The organism is Paenalkalicoccus suaedae, assembly GCF_006965545.2.
Classification (GTDB): Bacteria; Bacillota; Bacilli; order Bacillales; family Salisediminibacteriaceae; genus Paenalkalicoccus; species Paenalkalicoccus suaedae.
Genome location: NZ_CP041372.2, coordinates 1,085,469 through 1,111,274, shown reverse-complemented (window position 1 = coordinate 1,111,274; position 25,806 = coordinate 1,085,469). Strand labels below are relative to the sequence as shown.

Here is a 25,806-nt window from a genome sequence, read left to right as displayed (position 1 = left end):
GCTGCTTTTGTTTTATAGCTTATCTTTTTCGTCTAGATCTAGCTGTTCAGATAGCGGTGGCTGATCTGGAACGTGGTTAATTTCTACGTTACTCTCCCCGATTCGCTTTGGCTTTTCGACATTCTCATCGATAAAGTTCTTCCACTCAGAGTTAACGTCTTTTAATACGTCCATCACATCATCTAGGTGATAGCGCATTTTTTGACCAGCCTGTACCATTTCTTTTACGTCGTCGGACGCGCGGTCGAAGATTGTGGATAAACGAGAGCCTGATTCACGTAGTTTCTCTACGACTGTCTCGCGGTTTTCAGCAAAAGCTTGAATCACCTTTTTCGGTTGAGGTTGATTAGGGTCTACATACCCTTCGTGAGATGTACCTTTATTTTTTGAAAGATACATGGCTCCTCCAATAATTCCTGCTACAGTTCCACCAATAATCCATTTTGCACTACTCATAGCTTGTAAGCCTCCATTTCTATTCGTATCTACATTGTAGTGTATCAATAATCGGAAAAAACAGCCAAATTTTTACGTGACGCTAGTCTGACTTTTTGGAATACGAGTAAATCCCTTTCTATTTTTCGTACATTTAGTATAATCTAATACTTGTGCTAGTCGACATCACTCGACACACTTGATTAACTATTTACAGGAGGTAGAAGTGAACACTTCTCATAAAATTGATTGGCCAGTTACGATTATAAGCGGAGGTCTCCTCGTGCTGTTCGTTCTGGCGTCATTAATAAATGCAGAAGCAGTAAGAGAATTCGTTGATGTCACTTTTGTGTTATCAGCTGATTACTTTGGTGCATTCTGGCAAGTATTAATGTTACTTACGTTTGTTATCGCAATGGTTTTGGCATTTTCTAAATACGGCAATATTAAGTTAGGTAAAAAAGATTCACCCGAATTTAGTACGTTTAAGTGGATCTCGATCATCATGTGTACATTACTCGCAGGAGGTGGCGTTTTTTGGGCGGCTGCGGAGCCCGTGTATCACTTTTTAGATACACCTCCAATGTACGATGCCGAGCCAGGCACGGAAGCAGCTGTAATACCAGCTTTGGCGCAGTCTTACCTTGACTGGGGATTCCTCGGCTGGGCGATACTTGGTACACTTGCTGGCATTATCCTTATGTATGGACATTACCATAGAGGGATGCCTCTTAAACCTCGTACGCTACTATACCCTATTTTTGGAGAAAAAATCGCAAAGAATAGCATAATTGGTACTGCTGCCGATGCATTTTCCATTATTGCTGTAGCAGCTGGGACAATTGGACCTATCGGATTTTTAGGATTACAGGCCGCATACGGCTTAAACACGTTGTTTGGAATTCCAAACACAATTGTCACGCAGATACTCATCGTAGTTGGATTAATTACAATTGCCTCTATCTCTGCGCTTACAGGACTCCATCGCGGAATTCAGTTTTTAAGCAGATGGAATATTGTTTTAACACTTGTATTAATGGCTGTTGTGTTGCTGATTGGACCAGGTCGATTTATTATTGACCAATTTATTAATTCGATGGGGGTTTACATGCGTGACCTCTTACCAATTAGCTTATACAGAGGAGATACTGTCTGGCTCTCGTTTTGGACATTATTCTTCTGGGGTTGGTTTATTGGTTTCGGTCCGATTATGGCTACGTTTATTGCGCGAATTTCTCGGGGAAGGACGCTACGAGAGCTCGTTATTGCAATTGCGGTAATCGCGCCAATCGTAACAAATTTCTGGTTCACGATTGTTGGTGGTTCAGGTATTTACTTCGAGTTACAAAATCCAGGTGTTATCTCGGATCCATTAAATGCTGACGGATTACCTGCATCCATGATCGCAATCATGACACAAATGCCAATGGGTACCTTTATGGCACTTGCGTTCTTGTTTATTACGGTTATCTTCGTATCCACGACGGCTGACTCGATGAGCTATACGATCGCAGTTGCTATCACTGGTAATGAGACCCCTAAAAAAGCGTTACGCGTTTTTTGGGCGCTCCTTATGGGTGCTGTTGCATCGATCCTTCTTTTCATCGGAGAAAGCAGTGTAGACGCGTTACAATCCTTTATTGTAGCAACTGCCGTTCCTGTGTCTATTTTGCTACTACCTACATTATGGTTAGCGCCACGAGTAGCAAAAGAGCTTTACCACGAGCAATTCCCTACAAAGAAATAAATGTATAAAAAGCTAGGGCTAATTTTGTGCCTTAGCTTTTTTATATCGAATAATGCCTTCGTTATCCTTTTTGAACTCAACGAGCCCTTGTTCCTCTAAAAGCTCGACGTGCCCAAGTGTTTCAGAAAACGTTAAGTCTGGTTGTTTATCAACGAGTCGCTTATATACTAGCTTCGTCAACTCAAAAATAGATAGTTCGCTGTCTCCTAGTTTATCTAAAAACATGATAGCCTTCTCGTCCTGCTGCTTGATTCGCTCCTGAATGAGGATCGTAGGATCGTCTATTTGTTCACCGTGACCTGGTAACACACAAGATACATCTTTAATTTTAAGCAGGGCGTCACGATATTGAAGGAGCGTTTTAGCACGATTTTCGCCCGAAGAATAAGGGGCTTCAATAATAGCATTTGATGATATATGCGCGATAAGGTGATCACCGGCTATGAGGGTGCCATCCTTAGACAGGAGTGAAATGTGCGTTTGTGCGTGCCCAGGAGTCTCTAGTACCGTATAGTCACCAATGCGGTCGCCCTCTCTGACTGTTCGTGTGAGGGATGTTTTTTCGGTATAGGTCAGATAGGCCTGATGAGTCGTGACCATCTGATTAACTAGCTCTTCAGGGACGCCATTTTGGGCGAAAAAAGGGCGGAAGAAAGCGTATATTTGGTCAAAAAATGCTTGATCCTTTACAAGCCAAGGCTGCATCTTTTCGTGCCCAATGATTTCAGCGTCCTTGAATAGATGAACGAGTCCGACATGATCAGGATGATGGTGAGTGGTAACGACAGTGTGAATATCCTCCGGAGTTAGCTGTAGTTGCTGAAGTCCATGACGTAAGACCTCTTCCGCTTCCTTCGTTGCTGGTCCCGTATCTACCAATATATGTTTGTCACCTGTAAGAACATATACATTGACTGGACCTACAGCAAATGGTGTCGGAATAGTGATTTTATGGATGTTTTTTAACGCTGTTGACACTGCCATTCATGAAACCCCTTTCTGTAGTCGAAATTTTGTCACAATTTCGTGTATATTTCGATAGAATTAGTAGTATACTATAATTGTTAGAAAATTATGATTAAAGGGTGAAGCTTGCATGCGTAAAGCAAATCGTAAAAGTTTCGAAGAACTGGTTCAGCAGAACAAGCAGGAGATTTTAGCAGATCCACAGGCTATTGACCAGATCGAAGAAAAATTAGAAGAAAGACACGAACAGCATTCTGCTAATTAATATTCGTGTTTTTTTCTTCCCTTAAATGCTCGGGCTGCTCAATGCAATATTGAACAGCCCTTTTTGCGTTTACTGATATTTTTTTAATAGCTGGGAGAATTTAAGGGCATGGCCGATCTCTCCTTTGATTTTTAGCTTGCCAGTCATATAGGCTGTCGTAGGATTCAGATCATCATTCGCCATCTTCACGAAGTTCTCATCTGAGATTTCAATAACTAGTTTAGGCTCTCTAGTTGGTTCTGTTAGTTCAGCCTTGCCATTTTCAATGTGCAGCTGACGCACTCCGCTATCCGTTAAGCGAAATTCGTACGTGTAAGTTAAATCCTGAATATGCTCAGGGTTCGTATTCATTTTAGTCACGACTTCTTGCATTTTTTGCTCTGCTTGCATGGTTGGCCTCCTGTAAATGATGGTTTAGTTAGGGTTGATCATTGACTAAGAACAAGGATGTTAATGGATGATACAGTGATTTGGTGGAATGATCAAGTGATGAATCAGTGAGTAAATTCATGGTTCAGTGATTCAAATAATGAATGATTGTTCATTCATTAATTATACGTGAAATTCGCTCATTTGAACAGAGATATCGGAGAGATAAATAAAATTTAATGGCGACTGGAAAAGAGTATTCTGTTGCTTTCGGCGGAGGATTTTCTGAGTGGTTTTTAGTAATACGCGGTTTTGTTTGTTTTTCACGCGACCCACGCTGACTTTCGCGCGGTTGATCCCTCCACTTACGCAGTTCTCCCTCCAACTTGCGCGGTTTTTTCCGCCTTACGCAGTCCTTCCGCTTTTCCCCCAACTTTCCCACACAGCATCCCTATGAAAAAAGAAGACTGAGATTCGCCTCAGCCTCCAACCTATTAACTCTATTTAAGACAGTACTTCTTCCACCACTTGCTCTTTAGGCGCAACATACTTCGCATCCAAATTCTCTTCTACCTTCTGTTGTACGTATTCCGCTAATTCATCCAGCTTCATATCCGGATTTTCTTGATGAATACGGATAGGTTCTCCGAACGTAATGGATGCATCAGCTGGCTTCATTTTGCCACCGTTTGCTTCCATCATACGATACGTACCATTCATTGAGACTGGTACTATCGTAACCTTTGAAAGTGTCGCTAGCTTAAAGCTACCTTTTTTAAACTGTTGGACCGGCTTCCCTTTGCTACGCGTGCCTTCAGGGAAAATCACAAGGCTCGCCCCAGCAACTAACCGATCAGAGCCTGAACGAATCGCTTTCACTGCTTGGCGACGATCTTTTCTGTCAAGAAACACGCAGTCTAAAAGCTCCATCCAGCTTCGGATCAAAGGAATCTTCTTAACCTCTACTTTTGAAATAAACCCCGTTTTGCGACCTGTACTCGAAAGCAGGATAGGGATGTCAAAGTTACCTTGGTGGTTACTGACAAAAAGTACAGGTTCGTTCGGGATATTATCAAAGCCGTGGACCGTAATACGTCCTCCAGCTAGTTTAATTAATCGACGTGCCCAGGTCGACGACTTCTGTTGAACGAAAGCGTCCGCTCTCTCATCTCCACTCTCCTTTAAACGACGACCTTTAGGTATCGCTGGTGAGATGACGAGTAAATATAAAAAGAAATAAATAAACCATATTGTAGTGCGAATCATGTTGTTCCTCCGACTCATTTTAGTCCTATTATAGCACGGGAGGCCTACAGATTGAGTCGAATTTTCAACAATCGTGCGACATTGCGAGCTGTTTTTTGGATGTGCTGTGGCGTTGTTTCAGCCAAGGTCTCGAGATCTGTAAGTTCTGTTAGGGTACTAAAAACAGCGTCAATTCCTCCCTCAAACACTGTCTCATAGCCATTTGAGACGCTTCCGCAAAGTGCGATAACTGGTAAATCAAAGCTTTTAGCCACTTTAGCTACGTGAATAGGTGTCTTACCGTAAATCGTTTGATGATTGACCCCACCTTCGCCTGTAATGACAAGATCGGCGTGGGAGATGTGCTGCTTTAATCCTACTACGTCCGAAACAATGGTAGCTCCTCGCTCCAACGTGGCTGGCAAATACGCAAGGAATGCTGCTCCGAGTCCTCCGGCTGCGCCTGCGCCTTTGGCAGAGCGAATGTCGTGACCGCAGTCTGGTTCGACGAGATCAGCAAAATTTTCTAACGCACGGTCCAATAAAACAATATCCTCGCTCGTTGCTCCTTTTTGAGGGCCGTAAATTGCGGATGCTCCCGTTTCTCCTAGTAGAGGATTATCAACGTCACATGCCACGCGAATCTTTACGTCTTTTAGTCGTGAATCAAGTCCAGTCGCATCAATTCGTGCTAGCTGACCTAAAGCAGCTCCACCGGGACCAAGCTCTAGACCTGCTTCGTCATAAAAATGCACGCCTAGTGCTTGAAGCATCCCAGCCCCAGCATCATTTGTTGCACTTCCACCGATACCGACAATAAATTTCTCCACTCCAGCATCAAGGGCATGACGAATCAATTCACCTGTACCAAAGCTTGTCGTAATCTTAGGGTCCTTTACATCGCGGTCGACTAAGTGGATACCAGATGCTTCGGCCATCTCAATGACTGCCGTTTGGTGATCTCCTAAAATGCCGTAGGTCGCTTCTACCGGTTGACCAACAGGGCCTGTAACCTGAGTCGTAACGAGTTTACCTACTGTTGCATCCACAAGAGACTGTACCGTCCCTTCTCCACCATCTGCCATCGGACACTTTATAATAGTCGCATCAGGTAGCTCCGGCTTTAAACCTGCTTCAATCGCCGTTGCTACCTCCATTGCTGTCGCTGTCTCTTTAAATGAATCTGGTGCAATCACTATTCTCATCTGAAAAACCCCTTTTTAAGCATGTGCATTTAAAATAACTGGAAGACACCAAAGATTAATGTCGATACTGCCGCAAGCGTTAGTCCGACAATTGTTTCGTAAGGAATAAGCTTGAGACGCTCTTGAATGCTCATTAATACACTACCTGCTGTCGCATGGAAGAAACTCCCGTGAGGCATATGGTCAATAACGGTTGCCCCTGCATGAATCATAGCTGCACCAGCTAATGCCGATACTCCAAGCTCCATCAAGGTGCCACTGAATACTTCACTAGCAACAACAGCCCCAGCAGTTGTCGATGCCGTTGCACCAGACATAAAGATACCAGAAGCCGGCGCTAATGCGTAGCTAGGCAGTCCGAGTGCGTCGATCGTATCGATTAGCACAAACTGTAGTCCTGAGTTTGTAATAATTCCAGCTAGTGCGCCAGTACCTAATAACAGCACGGCCACAGCAGACATTTTAGATAATCCGGAGATAATAAATCCGTTAATTTTCGTAATCTTACCCATTACAAGTGCACCAACTAGTCCACCTGCAGGTAACGCGATCATTGGATCGACTACAATATCAAATAGCGGACGCATAACAAGCAGCGCAATCGCTACGAGCGGTGCGATGATCGCAAGTCCGACCGGTGGTAGCTTCTCGACACCAGATTCTTCTACGTCTTCAGAAGAAACAAATGTCCCTTTTTGTGCAAGTCGTTTTGCCATCCAATATGTGATCGTAACACCAAAGATTGCTGGAATAATACCCGCTGCCATAACAGAGGTCAATGGAACGTTGAATGCCTCAGATACGGCGATTGTGTTCGGGTTTGGTGACATAATATTACCAGCCTTACCCCCACCAACCATGGCAAGTAGGATCGCTGTTTTAGATAGCTTTGCTTTATGTGCAATAGCAAGTGCGATAGACGCGACGGTAATAACAGCAACATCAACAAATACTCCTGATGCAGTCAGAGCCATTGTGGCAAGTACTAAAGCAAGTAATGCCTTCTTTTCCCCGAGCCTTTTTACCACTGCTCGAGCGATCGAAGAAGCGGCTCCAGATTCAATCAAAACGCCGGCTAACACCCCTGCTGCTAAAATTCGAAGCACAGCAGGTATAATTCCCTGTGCACCCTCTATCATAAATTCGACGGTCATAGCGAGGCTTGCGCCACCGATAAGACCACCAGCTAAAGCTCCTGCTACTAATGCGTAAACGGGTGGAACCTTTCTTAAGATAAGTACAATTGATAAGACAAGTCCGATAATGGCACCTATTGCAGAAATCGGCATGGTACACACTCCTTTATAGTTGTAATCGCTTACCTTCTATCATAAAGATGAAAACGCCTACAGTCTTTGTGCATTTGCACAAATGTAAGCGTTTTTAATGTAGGTATTTTAGTTAATTTGACAGTTTTTCAGCAAGGACAACCGTTGCATACAAATAAAAGAGATCAGACAGCTTTTTAGGATTCTTACCTGTTAGTATCTCTATGCGTTCTAAACGATAAGACATCGTGTTTCTGTGGATAAAAAGAGCATCTGCCGCTTCTTGAATAGATCCATCGTGCTCGACATATGTTTGTAGGGTTGATACAAGCTCTTTTGACAACGCCGTTCCCACTACTTTTTCACCTGCAAAAAGCTTATACAATAAGCGCTCAAGCGATTTATCTTGGTAGGTAGCAAAGCTCATAGAATCCTCCAACTTCTCCATGACAATTGAGGTATGTAGTGCTTCGATGTAAGACGTGTGCGCAGCATGATAATCTGATTGAAGCGAGCCAACTGCAATCGTTACGCTCGTTTTAAAGGCATGCACCCACGCTTTTGCGCGATCGTTTAGCTCTTCTTCCGTATTAGCATGAATAAGAATGACAAGTCTACCTTCGAGTACGCTTAGGACATCCTGCTCCCCTAAATCCCTTTTAACGATCTCTTCAATATGATTAATTTTTACACGCTTACTTAGCTCGCGCTCTGGGATCGCAATAATAACGGCTCCCCTCGCTATCTCCAAATTAATGGCTAATGCTTTTGCTCTCTCTATAAATCGTTTGGAGGATGTCGCTTCCCCACGGATCCATTCGTTCACAAGCTCGCGCGTTATCCTCTCATCTAGCTGCATTTGGTTTAATAAAAATGATTGATCGAGAATAATTTCCGCTGTCATTTTAACAAGCTCTCCAAATGGCCTTACGACTCGTGGATCTCCTGTTATGCCAATCGTTCCGACAATTGTCCCTTGAAACGTGATTGGTAGGTTGATTCCGGGTCGAACTCCTTCAAGCTCATCCGCTAACTCAGATGTTATCTCAATTGCTTCTTCGGCCACGATCGCCTGTCTCGCTATTTCATGAGCAGTTCCTATTCGGTCTCGTGTACCAGACCCTATAATCATTCCTTTTTCATTCATCACATTAATATTATATGGCAGGATCTTCATCGTACGCTCCACAATTTCCTGCGCTATTTCCGCTGATAGCACACACGCCACCCCTTTTTTTAACTCCTTCAATCATAGCATGACCCTACTTCTACATAATAATTTGTTTTACTAACATGATTCTTCCTTTTTTGGGGAAAAGATAGTGGGGAAGACTTTATTTGAAGGAGAGATACAATGATTCGCTATGAAGCTATAATTTCTGGTCGCGTCCAAGGCGTCGGCTTTCGCGTTTTTACACAAGCCCAAGCAGTAGAGCGCTCTCTCACAGGTTGGGTTAAAAACGAAGCAAACGGTGACGTTCATCTTGAGGTACAAGGCGAGGAAGCAACAGTCTATCGATTTTTAGATAGAGTCAAACAAGCCCAATTCCCAGCTAAAGTAGACAGCTTTCAAACAACAAAGCTTGATACAGTTGAGAATGAAAAAGACTTTAAAATTAAATAAGTGCACGTTTAAAGCCAGTCCATTCCGTTAAAAGAGTGGGCTGGGTTTTGCAATTGTGATAGAATTTAGAGGTAGTATAAAAAGTAGACACGAACCTAGTGGGAAAAGCTATACTAAAACTACTATTAAAAAGGACGTGTTGAATATGAAAAAGAGACCGGATCAAGAGTTTAAAGACTATGCGGTGAAACTGGTTGTAGAGGAAGGGCGTAAGATGACGGATGTAGGACATGAGTTAAATATTTCGTCCTCGTCTTTAGGGAGATGGAAGAAAGATTACTTGGAAAGAGTAAATCCAAGTGAAGAAAAGGAAACGCACTACACGCCCTCTGAAGTGGCAGCGATGAAAAAGAAACACGAAAAAGAGATGGCAGCGATGAAAACGGAGAATGAAATCTTAAAAAAGGCTATGCACTACTTCACAAAAGACCACGAGTGATATATGCATTTATTCAGGAGAATGTAGATACGTTTACGGTTGTGGACATGTGCAGAGTAATGGGAGTATCAAAAGCTGGATACTACAAATGGTTAAAGAGAAAAGACCTTCCTGAAACAGAAAGAGAAAAGCGTAAGAAAGAAATCGTAAAGAAGATCAAACAGTCTTTCCATGAAAGTCAAGGGACGTACGGAAGTCCACGAGTCTTAGAAGATTTAGATGATTGGGGGTATAAGATATCCCTTAAAACAGTCGCAAATATTATGAGAGAGCATGAGCTAAGTGCGCTGCCAGAGCGTCAATACCAAGTCACAACGGACTCCGAACACGACATGCCAGTTGCCCCAAATTTGTTAGATCGTAACTTCCATGTGGAGGCTCCAGATATGGTATGGGTAACGGATATTACATACATACGAACCTTGGAGGGTTGGTTATATCTCGCTACGGTTATGGACTTATTTTCACGTAAGATTATTGGATTGGCCATTGATAAAGAGATGAAGACAGAGCTTGCGCTCTCTGCATTACGAATGGCGCTACATACAAGACAACCTTCAGACAAGTTGATTCACCATTCCGATCGTGGTTCTCAGTACTGTTCGAGAGCGTATCAAGAAGTATTATACGAATATGGAATCCAAGTAAGCATGAGTCGAAAAGGAGATCCTTATGATAATGCTTGTATCGAATCTTTTCATGCGACGATCAAGAAAGAGCTTATTTATCGTCGAAGATATCAAACTCGCGAAGAAGGAAAGAAGTCCGTCCGTTACTATATTATGAACAGATACAACGAACGTAGGAGACATTCTACACTTGATTATGTGTCCCCAAATCAATTTGAGCGTCAATACGTCGAATCTATTGTATCCTATACGTCATAAATAACCCATTATCATGTCAATATGGTGGAGGGCTATTTATCCACCATATTGACATGACCCAGCAAGCGAAGCGCGGTAGGCGTTCCGAATATAAAATGGCTTTTTTTCGTGTCTACTTTATTGACAGAAGTCCAAATTTTGTTCGGTTCCGCCTTCTACGTGTGCTGTTTTTTCCATCTTACGCAGTCGTGCCTTATTTTCGCGCGATTCATGCTGACTTTTGCGCGATTGACTGCTCAACTTGCGCAGTTCAACCTCTAACTTGCGCGTTTTTTTCCACCTCGCGCAGTCGCACCCTATTTTCGCGCGTTCCTCACTGACTTTCGCGCGATTGACTGCTCAACTTGCGCAGTTACCCCTCCAACTTGCGCGTTTTTTTCTACCTCGCGCAGTCGCACCTTATTTTCGCGCGATTCACGCTGACTTTCGCGCGATTGGCTGCTCAACTTGCGCAGTTACCCCTCCGACTTGCGCGATTTTTTTCACTTTACGCAGTCGTGCCTTATTTTCGCGCGATTCATGCTGACTTTTGCGCGATTGACTGCTCAACTTGCGCAGTTCAACCTCTAACTTGCGCGATTAACTCTTACTTCATAATTAAAGACCGATAATTATATTTCTCATAGCAGGAAGCATCCATACAACCTTTCAATCAATTGCAACTCTGAGTCAAGTCAGTTGCCGATTATGCTCCCTACTCTACTTTTATAGATTTTCTCTGCTTTAGCTGAAATGTAACTAGCGTTTCTCTATTTTCAAAAGCAAATGCGGAAAGCATATGCATGGCATATGGATCGGTTGTATCTATCTCTGCTTCCAATACATCCACCCCATGCTGATACGCAATCTCTATCTGCGCCTGCGTAAGCTCTTCTATATCACGTATGTATGTTGTATCTCTAGCTCCTCGCCAGCCTAATTCATAAGAGGCATCAATATCCCCTTCATGTAGCATCGCAAACGATCTAACCCCTAATTCATCCACGTATATAAAACTGCCCGTTTTAATAAGGTCGCTACTAAATATGAGGTCCTCCCACTGATCCAGAGTTAAGGCAGCTACTTGATTACCAAGGTGCGCCCTCTCATAGCAATCCTTCACAAGTATCACCAACTGTTCTCTCAAATCTTTATTATTCGCAATACTAGTAAGATCGATCATGCCATTTTTTATGTGAAAACTATTGGTAGACTTTACTTCTTTTATTGCTAAAGACGGTAAATACGTTTTGCGAAGAACAGTAAATTGTCGCGATCGGTAGAAGTTTACTATTTCATATTCCTCTTCCAACACAGTAGTTTGCAAAGGGAAGCGAACACCATCATTTCTTCGAAGTTCTTCTATAAGTAGAGCTTTTATGTAGGTATGCTCATTTTCTGATGAAATAATGGATACATATGTACAGGCAGGATGAATGCTAGACGTCCAAGCGATTAAAAAGCCTTTAGGTTGCTCGTCCTCCAATATAGCCAGTTGAGCTTTTGGCTGAGGACTTTTCATTCCCCGCGAGAAATAACTCATTGAATACGTGTCATTCCTCGTCCATTCATTTATGTAAGTTTCTACTATACTCGTGTCAAGATCCACTAATGGGACGATTTTAGTTGTATTTTGGCTCATCAAAGTACCTCCAATATCGAAGCTTTAACTAGTTTAACATTACTATATAAAGAAATAGTTGTATGTATACACTAGTATATATACAAACCTCTCAAATAAAGAGACCAAGCCCCTTCCCCGCTTGGTCTCTTACCCTATACCTTATTAAAACATCTCTGAGATTAACTCGTAGGAACGTAATCGATCTTGGTGGTCATAGGTAATGGTACATACCATCACTTCATCTGTTTGATAACGTTTTGCATAATCCTCAAGCTCTGCCTTCACTATTTCAGGCCCACCGATAATCATACGACGTCGATTTTCTTCTACTCGCGAAAGTTCGTATGGTGTAAATTCATACTGGGAGGCTTGAGCAGGATCTGGCGTACCGTGCAACGGCATTCCTTTTTCGAGCTGTAGCATCGTTAGATCCAAACTGGAGGCAATATAGTTTGCCTGCTCATCTGTATCCGCACACACGACAAACACTGCGACCATATGCTGTGGCTTCTCTGCTTGTTCACTCGGCGTAAAGTTATTTACGTAATGATTAACGAAACGCTCTCCCCCGTCTGCATTGATAAAATGCGCAAACGTATACGGAAGACCTTTTTGTGCAGCGAGCTGCGCACTAGAGCCACTTGATCCTAGAATCCATACCGGTGGTGGTGTGTCTACAATCGGTGCTGCTTTAGCACCACCATATGGATATTCTGGGATTGGCTCGCCGCGTAAATAACGTAAAAGGTCATCTATTTGAGTTGGAAAACGCTCCGCATGGCGTGGGTTCCCTTCACTTAATGCTAGCGTAGCGCGAGGCATACCACCTGGCGCACGCCCCATTCCAGCATCTATTCGATCAGGGTATAGGGCTTCAAGCATTTTAAAGTTCTCCGCAACCTTAAATGGACTATAGTGCGGTAGCATAACGCCTCCGCTACCGAGTCTTATTGAAGACGTATGAGCTCCTATATGTGAGAGCAGAATTTCAGGCGTCGTTCCAGCTAGAGATTCAGAGTCATGATGCTCGGAGATCCAAAAGCGATGGTATCCCCACTTCTCTGCTTTTTGTGCTAAATCTAATGTATGTTTCAGAGCCTGCGTTGCCGTTTGACCTTGGGCTACAGGCGACTGATCAAGTATACTAAGTTTCATTGTTTCGTCCTCCTTCAGCTATTAGTATGAAGGAGGAATGATTCTACTGTCCATTTTCCTGCTCAATATGAAACGATTGAAACACATTATCACGAACGTCTTTGTAAAGCTCACGTCCAGCTATTTCGTTGATGATAACAATGTTTCGGTGTACGCTTAAAGCTAGATTAGTTGCACCCGCACCATGTGAATGTTCGAGGTTTGTTAAGGAATAAATTTGGTGCTTACGCGAATCCTTAAAGACAAGCTTATAGTCGCGTGTTACCTTAAAGCGATCTTCGTCTTCAAACTCTACTTTGTCATAAAAATCTTTTAAGAACGCTGGAATATTAGGCTTATAGCCTGTACCTAAAATCACCTTATCTACTTTAAGCTCAAAGCTTTGCTCAAGCTGTGATTGGTAACAGGTTGCTACATAACCTTCGTCAACCTTTTTTAGAGACGTGATCTCACTATTCGTTTGTAGCGTGGAATTAGTCGGCTCACCAGCTACGGAACGATGATATAAAAGGTCATATATTTGATGAAGCGTAGCTTGCTCCACACCATTACGAAGCTGCGATAAATTTGGGAGCTCCTCTACCCGTTTTTTGAAAGGGAGAGCTTGAAAATAATCAATATAGTCCGGTGAGAATACCTCCTGACCTAGCTTACCTGCCTCCAGTTGAAAGAAGCCTGAGGATCTCGTGAGCCAATAGAGATTTGTCGTGTGACCCTGCTGCTGTAGCCGCTCGAGGAATACCTCCGCTGCGCTCTGACCGGAGCCTACAACTAAAATACGATCTGCTTCCATGAGCGTCTTTTCATGAAAATGATATTGACTTGTGTGCAGTACGTCTTCCTCCGGAAAGCCTTCAAGGTCTTTTGGAATCATTGGTGTAGTACCCGTTCCAACGACGATATGTTTGGCAAAGTAATGACTAGTCATTTGTGTTTCACTGTCTTCGACTTTAATTTCGTAGTGGTCTTTGTGATCAATTAGGTCGGTTACCTTACGACCAAACTGAAGGCTCGAAAGCTTGTCAGCAACCCACTTCGCATAGTCGTTGTACTCTCTTCGTGGAATATCAAATCGATTAAAAAAGAAGAAAGAAAACATTCTACCTTTTTCGTGAATGTAGTTTAAAAAAGTAAAGCGGCTTGTCGGATCGGCAAATGTTACAAGATCGGCAAGAAAGGGAACTTGTAAATCAGCGCCTTCAATGAGCATACCAGGATGCCACTGGAAGGTAGGAGATTCATCAAAAAAGAGTGCTTTTACATCCTCTTGGTCTTCAAGTAAAGCCGCCATTCCTAAATTGGATGGTCCAATTCCTATTCCAATAATATCGTATAAATTGTCCATGTTTTCCCCAGCTTTCTTCGCAAAATTTGCAGTCTATCTAGTTAATTACCCTAATTTGATGAGGTGACACACGTGATGAAAAAAATTCATGCAATTTGGTTACGCAATGACTTTCGTATTCAAGATAACCCCGCAGTTTGGAATGCCTATAATCAGGCAGAGGGAGATGACGGTGAGCTGTTATTTTTCTTTCACCTTCATCCAGACTTTTTATCCTCTATTACGCAAAGCAACGACTATTTCTTTCAAACGTTACAGACGTTTAGAGAGTATTTAAAAGAGAATAACATTCGTCTTCAATTTTTACATGGAGACCCCGAGAAGGCCTTTAAAAAGCTCTTAGATGTCAAAGGCTTAGCCTCTGTTTCATACGCAAAAGACTATACACCTTTCGCAAAAAAACGTGATGAGCTTGTGACGGAGATGCTTCGTAAAAAAGAGATTGATGTCCACGCATGTCGCGGCAACTATATTCACGAGCCGTTCGAAATAACAAAAAAAGACGGTACTCCATATAAGGTATATACCCCTTATTCCAAACAATGGATGCAGCAGGATAAAAATGAGATAATAAAGCTTGAGATAGAAGAGCTGGCAGCACTCTCCCCTCAAAAAGCTTACTTAGATAAAGAGGCTGTCGCTTATTTTGATGAGCAGGTACTTCCAAAATGTAAAAGGAATTGGAAGCGACTTGGCGAAGAAGAAGCACAAAAAAGAATGAAGCATTTTCTTAGCGGTCGAGTCGATCATTATGACGACATGCGAGATACACCAAGCAAAGCAGGAACGAGCCGACTCTCTCCTTATCTTCGCACCGGTGCTATTTCAGCTAGGCAAATCGAACAGGCGATAGCAAGAAAGCAGTCACAGACAAAAGGTGCTGAGACTTATATAAAAGAGCTCGCTTGGCGTGATTTTTATGCGATGATCCTTCATCACTTCCCTGAGACAGAGACAAAAGAGTTTCAAGAAAAGTTTCGATCATTAGATTGGAACAAAGATGAGGATCTGTTGCAGGCATGGAAGGATGGTAAGACAGGCTTTCCTATAGTAGATGCAGGAATGAGGCAATTAAATGCTATTGGATGGATGCACAATAGACTTCGAATGATCACTGCCTCGTTTTTGACGAAGGACTTTCAAATTGATTGGCGAGAAGGCGAAGCATATTTTCGCGAGAAGTTGATTGACCACGACCCTGGATCAAATATTGGTGGCTGGCAGTGGGCTGGATCGGTTGGTACGGATGCCGTTCCATACTTCCGTGTGTTTAATCCGACTACACAGTCGAAGCGGTTTGATAAAGAGGGAGAATACATTAAAAAATATGTGCCAGAGCTAAAGGACGTGCCTAAAAAGTACATTCATGAGCCTCATACGATGCCTGAGTCCGTGCAAAAAGAAGCAGGTTGTATTATTGGCGAAGACTATCCAGATCCGATTGTCGATCATAGTGAAATGAGAAAACGGGCCATTGCACTTTACGAGGAGGCCAAGGGGGACTGACCATGATTCGAAAGCTTAAAAAAAGCGAGTTAGAAGCATCTATACGAATGAGTGAATTTGCCTTTCAATATGATATGACCGACAAAGAGCGCCAAGAGCGCTTAGGTGAAATGAAAGCAGAGCAAACACTCGTGATCGAAGAAGATGGACAGATCGTATCAAAGCTTACTGTTTTGCCACTTTATACGTATTTACATGGACTCATGATTCCTATGGGCGGCGTCTCAGGAGTTGTTACGTTACCTGAGCATCGCCGTCGTGGGCATGTAGCTAAACTGTTGCATCACGCTTTTAGTCAAATGAAGCAGGAAGGCCAACTGCTAAGCTTTTTATATCCATTTTCTGTCCCATTTTATCGTCGATTTGGCTATGAGCTTTTTGCCGATCAGCAAAAAATTACGCTTACTCGCGCGCAGCTACCAGCTAAGCAACCGTATAAGGGGAGCTATCAGGTTGTGGAGAAGGGGCAGGCAATCGAGCTACTAGATAAGGTGTATCAGGAGTGGGCTACTGATAAAAATGGTCCATTGGTACGTGATAAAAAGTGGTGGAAGCAAAGTATTTTTAAGCGTAAAAAAGGACGTATGGTTGTTTATAAGAATGACAATGATACGCCTCGCGGCTATATGATTTATGAGGTAAAAAATGATCATATGACTGTAAGTGAGATCATTTGGCTCGACCCAGAAGCTAGAGAAGCTCTCTTTACGTTAATGAGTCAGCACGATTCGATGGCTGAGACGTTTACGTTAACTCTAGCTCACGACGAAATGCCGTTTTTACTTCCAGATCCGAAAGTAAAACGGGAAGTGAATTCCTACTTTATGGCACGAATTATTGATGTAGAATCGCTTTTAACATTAGTACGATTTCATTTTAAAGAAGGTGAGCGCGTCTTACTCTCCATCCATGATGAGCTTTGTCCATGGAATACGGGTATTTTCCAATTAGAGGCATCCTCTGCCCCACCGACGAAGGTCACGCGAATTAGCGATCGGGAGCATGAAGAGTCCCTCTCCTCTTGTCTGCTTCTTGATATTCAAACGCTCGCTGTCATCATTTTAAACGCACATCGTCCGCATGCTTTGTACAAAGAAGGATTGATTCGAGGTGATAAGGGAGCGGTGGATATTTTAGAGCGGGCTACACCTAATAAAGAAGTCTTCTTTTATGATTTCTTTTAAAGACGACGATTTTTTATAAAGTTCAACTAACTTTCTAGCAACAAAAAAGATGCTATCTCTTTCGCACAAGAGATAGCATCTTTTTGAATCATGAGAGCTTCTTAAAGAACGCTTTTGCTTTTACTCCCACATCTTTTTTAATGTTTTAATTGTATTCGCTGAGTTCCCGTACCTAATAGGTAAATCGAACGATGTTGTCTGTTTTAAAATACTTTTCTGATGCGTAAATGTATCAAACGTATGCTTTCCGTGATAAGCTCCGTGTCCGCTCTCTCCAATACCACCGAAAGGTAAGTAAGGTGTTGTGATATGCATCATTACATCGTTGACACAGCCCCCACCAAAGCCAATATTATTTAAGATAAAGTCCTCTGTGTCACTTGACTCGGTAAATAAATATAAAGATAGTGGATTTGGGTGCTGGCGGACTATATCAATAATCTCGTGCTCATACTGATAGGACAAAATCGGTAAAATCGGACCAAAAATTTCATCCTCCATCACTGCATCTTCAAGTGTGACGTCCATCATTATCGTTGGTTCTATGATGCGCGACTCCTGATCCGCACTTCCTCCATGCACGACCTTCTCTTGATCAATTAACTTTACAAGCCTGTCAAAGTGCCCGTCGCTGACTATTTTCGTATAGTTCCGCTTCCATTTTGAGTCTTCTCCGACAAACTTTTTAATGTTTTGAATTAAAAGCTTTAAAAACTTTCTACGCCTAGATTCATGAATAAGAATATAATCAGGGGCAACGCACGTTTGCCCAGCGTTCATAAATTTCCCCCACACGATTCGCTTAGCGGCAAGCTTCAGATTAGCATCCTCTGCAATAATTGTCGGATTCTTTCCGCCCAATTCGAGCGTTAAAGGGGTTAAATGCTTGGACGCCTGCGCCATTACCTCACGCCCAATGCTCTTGCTTCCCGTGAAGAAAATGTAGTCGACCTTCTCATTTAAGAGAGCTTTCGAAACCTCTGCGTTCCCTTCTACAACTGCAATATATTCCTCGGGGAAAGTAGATGCAATAATATCTCTTATGACCATGCTCGTATTAGGTGTTAGTTCAGAAGGTTTAATAATAGCTGTATTCCCAGCAGCAATAGCACCGATGAGTGGTGCCATCGTCAACTGGAATGGATAATTCCATGGGCTGATTATAAGCGTAACCCCATACGGCTCTTTATACACAAAACTTTTGCTTCCTAAATGTGTTAATGGAGACTTCTGTTTTTGAGGTGAAGCCCAGTAGTCCATATTTTTTTGCATATCTTTTAATTCGGAAAAAAAGAAGCCAATTTCCGTCAAATATGCTTCAAATTCTCCTTTATTTAAATCCTTTTTTAAGGCATCTTTAATTTCTTGCTCTCGTTTTTGAACAGCGGCTTTTAATAAGTTAAGTTGCTTTTTACGGAATGATATCTTTCGTGTTTCGCCACTGTAATAATAGTTTTTTTGTTTTTTAATGAGCGCCTTCACTAAATCCTGCATATGACCACGTCCCTTACTTTCGATATGTCTATTGTAGCAGTGCTTACGCAAATACTAAAGGATAACCCTCCATTCTACTGTTAAATGGAGGGTTAGATAATTATTCTAGTGGACCTTTGGCTTTACCATACTTAACTAAATCAATTAGCGCTTTCCCATCACTCGGTTGATCCTCAGCAAATTGCACTGGCAACAATGCAAAAACGACGAAATAGACCGAGAAGTATGCAAACTGAAAGAAAAAGAGGGTCGGCTCAAGGATTCCATTATGAATAAGAGAATTTAATATAAATACCGGAATCAAATTAAAAATAGAACCACTGGCATAAACGACAGCGTGGCTCCACTTATTATTTACGTTAAGAGACTCTAATTGAGTCCAAGAATCCAGGAAATACATACGCCTGATCTCAAAATCGCCTCGCTTAAATAGTAGTTTACCTCGTCCGAGCGTAAATTTCATCTTACCACCGAATAGCCATGTTGTTGTGAAATGACCAAGTTCATGAATAAATGCAACTAATGGGAAAACTACCCCAAAAGCAAGGATTAGCTGTGGTATGTCACTCCAACCAAACACGTAGAAACCCTCCTATAATATTAGATTTGACGGAGTACCACTTCCCATTTACTGTTACTCATAAACAATTTTTGCTACTCTTCTTTGAATAATACCTAAACGCACATATAAGAAGGTTGCACAGACGGCTAATCCAGCAATTAGACCAACCCAATATCCGTAAGGCCCAAGTTGAGTATATGTTGCTAATACATATCCTAATGGAAGTCCGATTATCCAGAAGGATACAAGAGCCATGATAAATGGAACATTTACATCTTTGTATCCTCGAAGCACACCTTGAATTGGTGTATTGATTGCATCAGATAGCTGGAAGAAGATCGCGTATAAAAGGAACTGTTGAATCAGGTACGCAACCGATGGATCATTCGTATACAAGGTGGCTACGGGACCCCTCGTTACATAAATAATGACACAGGCAATTAACCCTGTTGCTATAGATAAAAGGATACCAATGTTCGTATACTGCTTAGCATCAACCATCCGCTTCGCTCCAACCTCGTAACCAACAGCAATCGTAAGTGTAAAGGCAAAACTAATTGGTACCATATATAAAAGTGAAGCAAAATTAATAGCAGCTTGATGCGCTGCAATTATTTCTGTACTAAATTGGCTCATGAGTAGAGTGACCGCTGAAAAGATGCTTGTTTCAAAGAAGATAGTAAGACCAATAGGAGTTCCAAGTAATAAAATCTCCTTCCAAGCTCCAAACGATATACGAATTTTTTCACGAAAAACGCGATAGATCGAAAAAGGCGGCACGCGATGAATCACTAATATAGTGACGATAAAAATAAACCAGTATGTGATCGCTGTCGCATACCCAGCGCCAATTCCACCTAGTTCAGGAAAACCAAATGCCCCAAAAATGAGTAAGTAGTTAAACAAGGCATTTACAGGGAGTGCTAATAAGGTAATAAACATGTTGGTTTTTGTTTGACCGAGGGAATCAATAAATCCTCTTAGTACGTTGTAAACAAAGAGTGGGATCATCCCTACAGCAAGTCCAATTAAATAGTGCTTCGCAATGTAAGCAACATTCTCTTCAAGACTCATAAATGCTAGAATAGGCTCTAAAAATAAGAGTCCTGCTATAAAAACAAGTGCCGAGATAAAGAGCGCTAACGTCATCCCTTGCATTAAATAAAAGGATATATCTTCTGTTTTTTGAGCACCTATTTTTTGCGCTAAGATCGGTGTTAGTGCAAGTAAAATACCTGTAATACCTGTTAGTATTGGAACCCAAAGACTCGAGCCTATTGCAACGCCTGCCAAGTCTTCGGCACCAGCCTGACCAGACATAGTCGTATCAATAAAATTCATCATATATAACCCTACTTGAGTGACTAAGATCGGCCACATCACTATAGCAAATAGCTTTAGTTTCTCCAGTTTTGAAGATGTTTCGAACATACCGTTTCCTCCTCTAGCAGCAACCAGTTGCATCTGTAAATTCTGTGTGATAAAGTTAGTATAAACTAACGAACGGTAGTTAGCAACATAATTTGGAGGGATTAGAATGAATACTGCAGATTCTATCTTACAAACTGCATTAAGTGAATTTGCTGAGAGAGGATACAGCGGGACGTCTCTTAACACGATTGCAAATGAAGTCGGAATTAAAAAACCATCTATCTATAATCACTTTAAAAATAAAGAAGCTCTATTTGAAGCAGTTGTAAAAAAAGTGTATGTAGATTATATGCAAACATTAAAGATAGAAATCGATAAAGCCCCCTCAGCCGAAGCAGGATTAAAGTCTATTTTATGGGGACTTGCAAACTATTTAAGTGATGCTGAAGAAGGCAAATTTTATATGCGCTATATTCTTTTTCCTCCTGAGGCGTTAGCTGATGTGGTGAATCGAACATTTATGCAGTTTGAAGAAGATTGTAATAAATTATTTCTTCCTGTTATTAATCGATTAGAGCTTTCTCCAGACGTGACGGATGAAGAAGCCCTAGACGCACTTTATTGCTTATTAGATGGATGGACTGTGCAAACTCTTTACTATAGTCATGATATTGTTTTACGTAAACGAGAGGCCTCTTGGAAGGTGTTTATGGAGGGTGTCAGTAGAAAGGAGAGTAAGGGATCATGATTGAACTAATCTGGCAATATATCTTAATTTTTGCTATGGCAGCTACTCCATGGTTAGAAATTTTAATTGTAATCCCAGTAGGAATCGGTATGGGATTAGACCCTATACTTGTCGGAATTGTATCATTTCTTGGTAATTTTGTTCCGATCCTACTCATCGTTTATCTATTACAATGGTTCCAACGAACAGCGTGGTACCTCCGATATAGAGAAAAACGTGAACAAAGAAAGCAGGAGAAAGGAAAAAGTAAATCACGTGGCACCAAGGGCACAGCCTTATTTAACAAGTATGGCCTGCCTGGCCTTGCTCTCTTAGGCCCAGCGGTAACAGGCATTCATTTAGCTGCTATTATCGCTTTGTCATTAAAAGCAGATAAACATAAAACCACTCTGTGGATGGGTGGTAGCTTAGTGGCGTGGACGGTCTTTTTATGTATTGCGAGTGTATATAGTATCGATTGGATTACAGGATTATTTAATTAACATAAAACAGGCTAAAAGGAGGACTCATCCACCTTTTAGCCTGTTTTTGGATCTTCTTATTTTAAAGGATATTTTGTTACATTGGCTAATTTATATAATAGTCTAGGTAGCGGATCGATTCTTTGTAATAAGTGATTGCTTCTTCCAAGTTACCTGAAGACTCAACCACATTCGCCATGACCTGATAATAATGCGACACAGTTGTCCAATGAGATATGCTGATAAAAAACGGCAAAATCTCATTTAAAATAACATCGACAGTTTTTGCTGTGTCATAGCCCCCATAATATGTCTCATAGAATAAGAAAATCTTTTCGTATTTCTTCTCGTAATTAATTAGCTCTCTAGTAGACTGCAGCTTCTCAAGTGTTTCTTTTCCATGCTCCACCCAGCTTAATATATCCTGAGCTGCATCCATCAACTCAAACTCTTTTAAGATGGATTCAATCGTAACAAGTCTTGCTCTTCCTGTTCGTAGCCTGTAGCTTAACTGATAAAATTGAATAGCATCCATCTTAGCCCCTTGCTTCGACGATAGATCACCTTTCATCTGTAGCACCTGTGCTTTTAACTTTTGAGACTTAATTTGACTCGCGATACTCTCCGCTAAGTCTAACTCTAGAGAAGCTCTTTCATAATTTTTTAACTGGCAATACGCATTTGCCAGTATGACTCTGCATCTACCACTGTTTTCTAATCGATAAGAACGATCGTATGATTTTAGTGCTTTTGTAGCAAAATCAATTGCTAAGGTATAAGCACCTGTCTCTAACGTCGAAATCGCAGCTTTCATCAGTAAATCGGAAAGCTCGTAGTCTGGCAAAACAAGTGATTCTGTTAGTTCTATCGCGGTACAGGCTTGTTCTCTTGCTTGTTGATAGTCTTCTAGGTACATATAATAGCAAACAGAGATTTTATTGTAATAAAACTCTACTTCTTGACTAGAATCTTTTTGAAGTAATTCCCTAGCTTCAAGAAAATTATTTTTAGCGCTCCGTCCATTATCTGTTAATATTGCTAATCGCGAGCTAAATAATAAAAATAGAATGCGTAAGTCTTGGCTCTGAAAAAAATCGAGCTCATCTCGTATTTCTAGCTTTTGCTTCTCTGCATCTCGTATATTATCCGACATAATAGCATAGTGCCATTTGTGCAGCTTTTCTTTCATTTCTCCATAGTCTAAGTTATCAATATCAGATCTGCTTAAATTGAGTCGTTGTAATAACTGATCAATGACATCATCTGCAGGATTAATTTTATTATTCTCAATCTTACTGTAGTAAGAAACAGAACAAATTCCGTGACTTACTTCATCTTGCTTCTTCCTTTGTTTAATTCGATTGTATTTCAACACTTTCCCTAACACATCATCACCCCACCATGCGACCTTATGATTTCTCTTTACGAACGCTTTTTCATAACCAAGAGTCTTTGGGTAAATGAAAATAACTCTCAACTATTTTACATTTTTTTACTCATAAGGTAGCTCTAAGTATCTATATGTAGCATAGCGGTGAAAACTCAATTTTAAAAGACATGGAAAATTTTCATGAGCTAAAAATTCATACTTAATAACTGTCAATAATAGTTGTGAAAAAGTCCTAAAATCGCTGCTATAGAGGCATTTTGTATATTAACCTTATAGGATGATAACTGTCGATTAATGTCGTATTATTTCTGCAAATTATTTCACTCTTTTTAAGACAATACTCCTCTTATCATTTGCCTGACTCGATATTAATGGAGATTTTCTCATAATTTACATAGGAAATTACCCTAATAAACTGCTAACCTAAGAAGAATAACAAGAGAAGAGCATCTTTAGAGGAGGAATTTCATGTTTTCGTCAACACAAATTGGAATCGATTTAGGAACTGCAAACTTACTTGTATATACAAAAAATAAAGGTATGATAATAAATGAACCCTCTGTGGTAGCAATTGATGTAAATACAAAGCAAGTATTGGCAGTAGGAGAAGAAGCAAAAAATATGGTTGGTAAGACACCTGAGAATATTATCGCCATTCGTCCACTAAAGGATGGAGTAATCGCAGACTATCAGGTGACGACTGATATGCTCAAACATGTCATGAAAAAGGCTGCTAAAATAATGGGTACATCTATGCGAAAGCCAAGCGTTGTGGTGTGTACACCATCAGGTTCAACGTCTGTTGAGAGGCGTGCCATTCAAGATGCGGTGAGACAGTGCGGAGCAAAGGATGTGCAGTTAATCGAAGAGCCTGTTGCTGCCGCAATTGGTGCTGACTTGCCTGTAGAAGAGCCTATCGCAAATGTTGTAGTAGACATTGGCGGTGGTACAACCGAAGTTGCTATTATCTCATTTGGTGGCGTTGTATCCTGCCATTCTATAAGAGTTGGTGGAGATCAACTCGATGAGGATATTACGCAATTTATCCGTAAAAAATATAATCTTATGATCGGTGCGCGGACTGCTGAGAACATCAAAATGGAGGTTGGCTATGCTCTCATTGATCATGAAGAGTTGACCATGCCGATCAGAGGTCGCGATTTAGTGACTGGCCTTCCCAAAACGATTGATGTTTCATCGACTGAGATACAAGGCGCTATTCGCGAGTCACTTATGTCGATATTAGAAGCTATTCGCGCAACATTAGAGGATTGTCCTCCTGAGTTGAGTGGAGATATCGTTGATCGTGGCGTTATCCTCTCAGGCGGTGGAGCATTACTTAAAGGTATTCAAGATTGGCTATCTGAGGAGATTGTTGTTCCCGTTCATTTAGCGCCAAGTCCATTAGAGTCTGTTGCAATCGGAACTGGCCGTTCTCTTTCCATGATGAAAAAACTACAAAAAGCAAAATAATGATATATAATAAGCGGAAGCGTAAAGGATTTTTTCATCCATTTTAACGCTTCCGCTTTTTTAACTCTTATTATAGATTAACCCACTCTAACTCCCCGGACTCTAAATGAAATAAGGACCCAAGTATCTCAACAGATCTAGATGCTTCCTTTAAAACTTGATGATTTTGCAAGGCGTTCATTTGAGATTTGATGTTCGTAAGCTCTATCTCTCTCGCATTTTCGCTATTTTTTACAGAAGAAATGCTAGATGCAACATGTTTGAGCCATGGGTTTAAATGTTCTTTATCTATTCCCTTGGTAGCTGCCTCTACGCCTCCACAATACGTATGTCCTAAAACTAAAATGTAGTCAACTTCTAAAACCTCTACTGCATAGTATAGGCTAGCTGTAAAGCTATCATCTCCTGCTACGACTTGATTAGCTATATTACGATGTATAAACAGTTCACCTAAAGGTAACCCCGTAATAGTCGACGGACATGTCCGTGAATCACAGCACGATAAAACAAAAAAGCTTGGTTTTTGACCTTCTTTTAATTTATCAAAGTACGTTCCATCACTTTCTATTTGCAGTTCACGGAACCTTTTTTGCGCTTGCTCTAATTCTTGAATGTTCACGATATTACTCCCCTTCCCAAAATGAGTGCACCAATGACTCTATGTATAGAGTGTATAATAATTCATTATATCATTTCATAAGTGAATCGTGAATCGTAGTTGATTTGAATCGTTTTATACTTAAAAGAAGTTGCATAAGAATTTTTACCTATCTGACAAAAATTGAAAGACATCAGTTTACATCACTGATGCCTCGATAATCTTATTTAGCTCGTTTTTTATAGAGGTCTTTTCGTTATCGTCGGATCATCCGAACGATAAAGACAACCAATGCAACAACTAACAAGATGTGAATAAGTCCTCCAGCAATCTCCAAGAAGAGACCTACAATCCAGATTAATAGTAAAATAGAAATAATAGTCCAAAGCATGAAAAAAACCTCCTCTCTCTATATCATATCTTTCCTTTAAACAACAGTGTTTAAACGTTTTTTCACATTACTTTC

At 41.2% G+C, this 25,806-nt stretch carries 26 protein-coding genes; 10 read left to right on the top strand and 16 right to left on the bottom strand.

Going from position 1 to position 25,806, the window contains the following annotated elements; all coding sequences use genetic code 11:
* Positions 1 to 12: 12 nt before the first annotated feature.
* Positions 13 to 456 (bottom strand): hypothetical protein, encoded by a 444-nt coding sequence (locus FLK61_RS06060; protein WP_176008613.1) that lies wholly within the window; start codon positions 454 to 456, stop codon positions 13 to 15.
* A 205-nt stretch (positions 457 to 661) separates the two neighbouring features.
* Between FLK61_RS06060 and FLK61_RS06055 the strand changes: the two genes are divergently transcribed.
* The gene (locus FLK61_RS06055; protein WP_176008612.1) at positions 662 to 2,182 is read left to right on the top strand and encodes a BCCT family transporter; all 1,521 of its coding nucleotides are present in this window, start codon (positions 662 to 664) and stop codon (positions 2,180 to 2,182) included.
* Between the two features lie 18 nt (positions 2,183 to 2,200).
* Here the strand turns inward: FLK61_RS06055 and FLK61_RS06050 are convergent, their stop codons facing one another.
* A complete protein-coding gene (locus FLK61_RS06050; RefSeq protein ID WP_176008611.1) occupies positions 2,201 to 3,166 on the bottom strand; it encodes an MBL fold metallo-hydrolase in 966 nt (321 codons plus the stop codon).
* Between the two features lie 112 nt (positions 3,167 to 3,278).
* On the opposite strand from FLK61_RS06050, the gene FLK61_RS06045 reads away from it, so the two are divergent.
* Entirely contained in the window at positions 3,279 to 3,413 is a 135-nt protein-coding gene (locus tag FLK61_RS06045) for an FbpB family small basic protein (protein ID WP_176008610.1), read from the top strand.
* 69 nt (positions 3,414 to 3,482) lie between these two features.
* Here FLK61_RS06045 and FLK61_RS06040 read toward each other — a convergent pair whose 3' ends face one another.
* The 5 genes from FLK61_RS06040 to FLK61_RS06020 all read right to left on the bottom strand — a co-directional run bounded on the left by FLK61_RS06040 (position 3,483) and on the right by FLK61_RS06020 (position 8,719).
* Positions 3,483 to 3,803, bottom strand: coding sequence for an SCP2 sterol-binding domain-containing protein (locus tag FLK61_RS06040; protein WP_176008609.1), 321 nt, complete (start codon positions 3,801 to 3,803; stop codon positions 3,483 to 3,485).
* A 483-nt stretch (positions 3,804 to 4,286) separates the two neighbouring features.
* The gene (locus tag FLK61_RS06035; RefSeq protein ID WP_176008608.1) at positions 4,287 to 5,048 is read right to left on the bottom strand and encodes a lysophospholipid acyltransferase family protein; all 762 of its coding nucleotides are present in this window, start codon (positions 5,046 to 5,048) and stop codon (positions 4,287 to 4,289) included.
* Positions 5,049 to 5,092: 44 nt separating this feature from the next.
* Positions 5,093 to 6,232, bottom strand: a complete 1,140-nt coding sequence (locus FLK61_RS06030; RefSeq protein ID WP_176008607.1) for a glycerate kinase — start codon at positions 6,230 to 6,232, stop codon at positions 5,093 to 5,095.
* Positions 6,233 to 6,261: 29 nt separating this feature from the next.
* On the bottom strand, positions 6,262 to 7,521 hold the full coding sequence (locus FLK61_RS06025; RefSeq protein ID WP_176008606.1) for a GntP family permease: 1,260 nt from the start codon (positions 7,519 to 7,521) through the stop codon (positions 6,262 to 6,264).
* 112 nt (positions 7,522 to 7,633) lie between these two features.
* Entirely contained in the window at positions 7,634 to 8,719 is a 1,086-nt protein-coding gene (locus FLK61_RS06020; protein ID WP_176008605.1) for a CdaR family transcriptional regulator, read from the bottom strand.
* A gap of 135 nt (positions 8,720 to 8,854) precedes the next feature.
* Between FLK61_RS06020 and FLK61_RS06015 the strand changes: the two genes are divergently transcribed.
* The 3 genes from FLK61_RS06015 to FLK61_RS06005 all read left to right on the top strand — a co-directional run bounded on the left by FLK61_RS06015 (position 8,855) and on the right by FLK61_RS06005 (position 10,450).
* Positions 8,855 to 9,124 carry an acylphosphatase gene (locus FLK61_RS06015; protein ID WP_176008604.1) on the top strand — a complete coding sequence of 90 codons (270 nt, stop codon included), beginning with the start codon at positions 8,855 to 8,857 and terminating at the stop codon, positions 9,122 to 9,124.
* A gap of 145 nt (positions 9,125 to 9,269) precedes the next feature.
* On the top strand, positions 9,270 to 9,563 hold the full coding sequence (locus FLK61_RS06010) for a transposase (RefSeq protein ID WP_176008603.1): 294 nt from the start codon (positions 9,270 to 9,272) through the stop codon (positions 9,561 to 9,563).
* The gene (locus FLK61_RS06005; RefSeq protein ID WP_176008602.1) at positions 9,560 to 10,450 is read left to right on the top strand and encodes an IS3 family transposase; all 891 of its coding nucleotides are present in this window, start codon (positions 9,560 to 9,562) and stop codon (positions 10,448 to 10,450) included. The genes FLK61_RS06010 and FLK61_RS06005 overlap by 4 nt, the downstream gene beginning before the upstream one ends.
* A gap of 694 nt (positions 10,451 to 11,144) precedes the next feature.
* Here FLK61_RS06005 and FLK61_RS06000 read toward each other — a convergent pair.
* The 3 genes from FLK61_RS06000 to FLK61_RS05990 form a co-directional block, all read right to left on the bottom strand.
* Positions 11,145 to 12,071: a hypothetical protein gene (locus FLK61_RS06000; RefSeq protein WP_176008601.1), complete on the bottom strand. Its 927-nt coding sequence runs from the start codon at positions 12,069 to 12,071 to the stop codon at positions 11,145 to 11,147.
* A 144-nt stretch (positions 12,072 to 12,215) separates the two neighbouring features.
* On the bottom strand, positions 12,216 to 13,208 hold the full coding sequence (locus FLK61_RS05995; protein WP_176008600.1) for an LLM class flavin-dependent oxidoreductase: 993 nt from the start codon (positions 13,206 to 13,208) through the stop codon (positions 12,216 to 12,218).
* Positions 13,209 to 13,251: 43 nt separating this feature from the next.
* Complete coding sequence (locus FLK61_RS05990) at positions 13,252 to 14,553, bottom strand: lysine N(6)-hydroxylase/L-ornithine N(5)-oxygenase family protein (protein WP_176008599.1); 1,302 nt, start codon at positions 14,551 to 14,553, stop codon at positions 13,252 to 13,254.
* A gap of 75 nt (positions 14,554 to 14,628) precedes the next feature.
* Here FLK61_RS05990 and FLK61_RS05985 point away from each other — a divergent pair, with 75 nt between their 5' ends.
* Both FLK61_RS05985 and FLK61_RS05980 read left to right on the top strand, forming a co-directional pair.
* On the top strand, positions 14,629 to 16,059 hold the full coding sequence (locus tag FLK61_RS05985) for a cryptochrome/photolyase family protein (RefSeq protein WP_176011150.1): 1,431 nt from the start codon (positions 14,629 to 14,631) through the stop codon (positions 16,057 to 16,059).
* Between the two features lie 2 nt (positions 16,060 to 16,061).
* Positions 16,062 to 17,243, top strand: coding sequence for a GNAT family N-acetyltransferase (locus FLK61_RS05980; RefSeq protein ID WP_176008598.1), 1,182 nt, complete (start codon positions 16,062 to 16,064; stop codon positions 17,241 to 17,243).
* 120 nt (positions 17,244 to 17,363) lie between these two features.
* Here the strand turns inward: FLK61_RS05980 and FLK61_RS05975 are convergent, their stop codons facing one another.
* The 3 genes from FLK61_RS05975 to FLK61_RS05965 form a co-directional block, all read right to left on the bottom strand.
* Positions 17,364 to 18,737, bottom strand: coding sequence for an aldehyde dehydrogenase (locus FLK61_RS05975; protein ID WP_176008597.1), 1,374 nt, complete (start codon positions 18,735 to 18,737; stop codon positions 17,364 to 17,366).
* A gap of 100 nt (positions 18,738 to 18,837) precedes the next feature.
* On the bottom strand, positions 18,838 to 19,317 hold the full coding sequence (locus FLK61_RS05970) for a zinc metalloprotease (RefSeq protein WP_176008596.1): 480 nt from the start codon (positions 19,315 to 19,317) through the stop codon (positions 18,838 to 18,840).
* 54 nt (positions 19,318 to 19,371) lie between these two features.
* Positions 19,372 to 20,730: an MATE family efflux transporter gene (locus tag FLK61_RS05965; RefSeq protein WP_176008595.1), complete on the bottom strand. Its 1,359-nt coding sequence runs from the start codon at positions 20,728 to 20,730 to the stop codon at positions 19,372 to 19,374.
* A gap of 106 nt (positions 20,731 to 20,836) precedes the next feature.
* Here FLK61_RS05965 and FLK61_RS05960 point away from each other — a divergent pair, with 106 nt between their 5' ends.
* The gene (locus FLK61_RS05960) at positions 20,837 to 21,418 is read left to right on the top strand and encodes a TetR/AcrR family transcriptional regulator (protein WP_176008594.1); all 582 of its coding nucleotides are present in this window, start codon (positions 20,837 to 20,839) and stop codon (positions 21,416 to 21,418) included.
* Complete coding sequence (locus tag FLK61_RS05955) at positions 21,415 to 21,900, top strand: small multi-drug export protein (protein ID WP_176008593.1); 486 nt, start codon at positions 21,415 to 21,417, stop codon at positions 21,898 to 21,900. Before FLK61_RS05960 ends, FLK61_RS05955 begins: the two co-directional genes overlap by 4 nt.
* 85 nt (positions 21,901 to 21,985) lie before the next feature.
* Here the strand turns inward: FLK61_RS05955 and FLK61_RS05950 are convergent, their stop codons facing one another.
* A complete protein-coding gene (locus FLK61_RS05950) occupies positions 21,986 to 23,266 on the bottom strand; it encodes a helix-turn-helix domain-containing protein (protein WP_176008592.1) in 1,281 nt (426 codons plus the stop codon).
* A 471-nt stretch (positions 23,267 to 23,737) separates the two neighbouring features.
* On the opposite strand from FLK61_RS05950, the gene mreBH reads away from it, so the two are divergent.
* Positions 23,738 to 24,742 (top strand): rod-share determining protein MreBH, encoded by a 1,005-nt coding sequence (gene mreBH, locus FLK61_RS05945; protein ID WP_176008591.1) that lies wholly within the window; start codon positions 23,738 to 23,740, stop codon positions 24,740 to 24,742.
* Between the two features lie 70 nt (positions 24,743 to 24,812).
* Here the strand turns inward: mreBH and FLK61_RS05940 are convergent, their stop codons facing one another.
* Together FLK61_RS05940 and FLK61_RS05935 are read right to left on the bottom strand one after the other, a co-directional pair.
* Positions 24,813 to 25,361 (bottom strand): carbonic anhydrase, encoded by a 549-nt coding sequence (locus FLK61_RS05940; RefSeq protein ID WP_176008590.1) that lies wholly within the window; start codon positions 25,359 to 25,361, stop codon positions 24,813 to 24,815.
* 235 nt (positions 25,362 to 25,596) lie between these two features.
* On the bottom strand, positions 25,597 to 25,731 hold the full coding sequence (locus FLK61_RS05935) for a lmo0937 family membrane protein (protein ID WP_176008589.1): 135 nt from the start codon (positions 25,729 to 25,731) through the stop codon (positions 25,597 to 25,599).
* Between the last annotated feature and the right edge of the window lie 75 nt (positions 25,732 to 25,806).

Excerpts from the sequence above, each read along its gene's own strand:
- FLK61_RS05980 (WP_176008598.1), top strand. The coding sequence starts at position 16,062 with ATGATTCGAAAGCTTAAAAAAAGCGAGTTAGAAGCATCTATACGAATG.
- FLK61_RS06045 (WP_176008610.1), top strand. The coding sequence starts at position 3,279 with ATGCGTAAAGCAAATCGTAAAAGTTTCGAAGAACTGGTTCAGCAGAAC.
- FLK61_RS06050 (WP_176008611.1), bottom strand. The coding sequence starts at position 3,166 with ATGGCAGTGTCAACAGCGTTAAAAAACATCCATAAAATCACTATTCCG.
- FLK61_RS05995 (WP_176008600.1), bottom strand. The coding sequence starts at position 13,208 with ATGAAACTTAGTATACTTGATCAGTCGCCTGTAGCCCAAGGTCAAACG.
- FLK61_RS06015 (WP_176008604.1), top strand. The coding sequence starts at position 8,855 with ATGATTCGCTATGAAGCTATAATTTCTGGTCGCGTCCAAGGCGTCGGC.
- FLK61_RS06030 (WP_176008607.1), bottom strand. The coding sequence starts at position 6,232 with ATGAGAATAGTGATTGCACCAGATTCATTTAAAGAGACAGCGACAGCA.
- FLK61_RS05965 (WP_176008595.1), bottom strand. The coding sequence starts at position 20,730 with ATGTTCGAAACATCTTCAAAACTGGAGAAACTAAAGCTATTTGCTATA.
- FLK61_RS06035 (WP_176008608.1), bottom strand. The coding sequence starts at position 5,048 with ATGATTCGCACTACAATATGGTTTATTTATTTCTTTTTATATTTACTC.
- FLK61_RS05975 (WP_176008597.1), bottom strand. The coding sequence starts at position 18,737 with ATGCAGGATTTAGTGAAGGCGCTCATTAAAAAACAAAAAAACTATTAT.
- FLK61_RS05990 (WP_176008599.1), bottom strand. The coding sequence starts at position 14,553 with ATGGACAATTTATACGATATTATTGGAATAGGAATTGGACCATCCAAT.
- FLK61_RS06010 (WP_176008603.1), top strand. The coding sequence starts at position 9,270 with ATGAAAAAGAGACCGGATCAAGAGTTTAAAGACTATGCGGTGAAACTG.
- mreBH (WP_176008591.1), top strand. The coding sequence starts at position 23,738 with ATGTTTTCGTCAACACAAATTGGAATCGATTTAGGAACTGCAAACTTA.
- FLK61_RS05935 (WP_176008589.1), bottom strand. The coding sequence starts at position 25,731 with ATGCTTTGGACTATTATTTCTATTTTACTATTAATCTGGATTGTAGGT.
- FLK61_RS05955 (WP_176008593.1), top strand. The coding sequence starts at position 21,415 with ATGATTGAACTAATCTGGCAATATATCTTAATTTTTGCTATGGCAGCT.
- FLK61_RS05960 (WP_176008594.1), top strand. The coding sequence starts at position 20,837 with ATGAATACTGCAGATTCTATCTTACAAACTGCATTAAGTGAATTTGCT.
- FLK61_RS06060 (WP_176008613.1), bottom strand. The coding sequence starts at position 456 with ATGAGTAGTGCAAAATGGATTATTGGTGGAACTGTAGCAGGAATTATT.
- FLK61_RS06025 (WP_176008606.1), bottom strand. The coding sequence starts at position 7,521 with ATGCCGATTTCTGCAATAGGTGCCATTATCGGACTTGTCTTATCAATT.
- FLK61_RS06040 (WP_176008609.1), bottom strand. The coding sequence starts at position 3,803 with ATGCAAGCAGAGCAAAAAATGCAAGAAGTCGTGACTAAAATGAATACG.
- FLK61_RS05985 (WP_176011150.1), top strand. The coding sequence starts at position 14,629 with ATGAAAAAAATTCATGCAATTTGGTTACGCAATGACTTTCGTATTCAA.
- FLK61_RS06000 (WP_176008601.1), bottom strand. The coding sequence starts at position 12,071 with ATGAGCCAAAATACAACTAAAATCGTCCCATTAGTGGATCTTGACACG.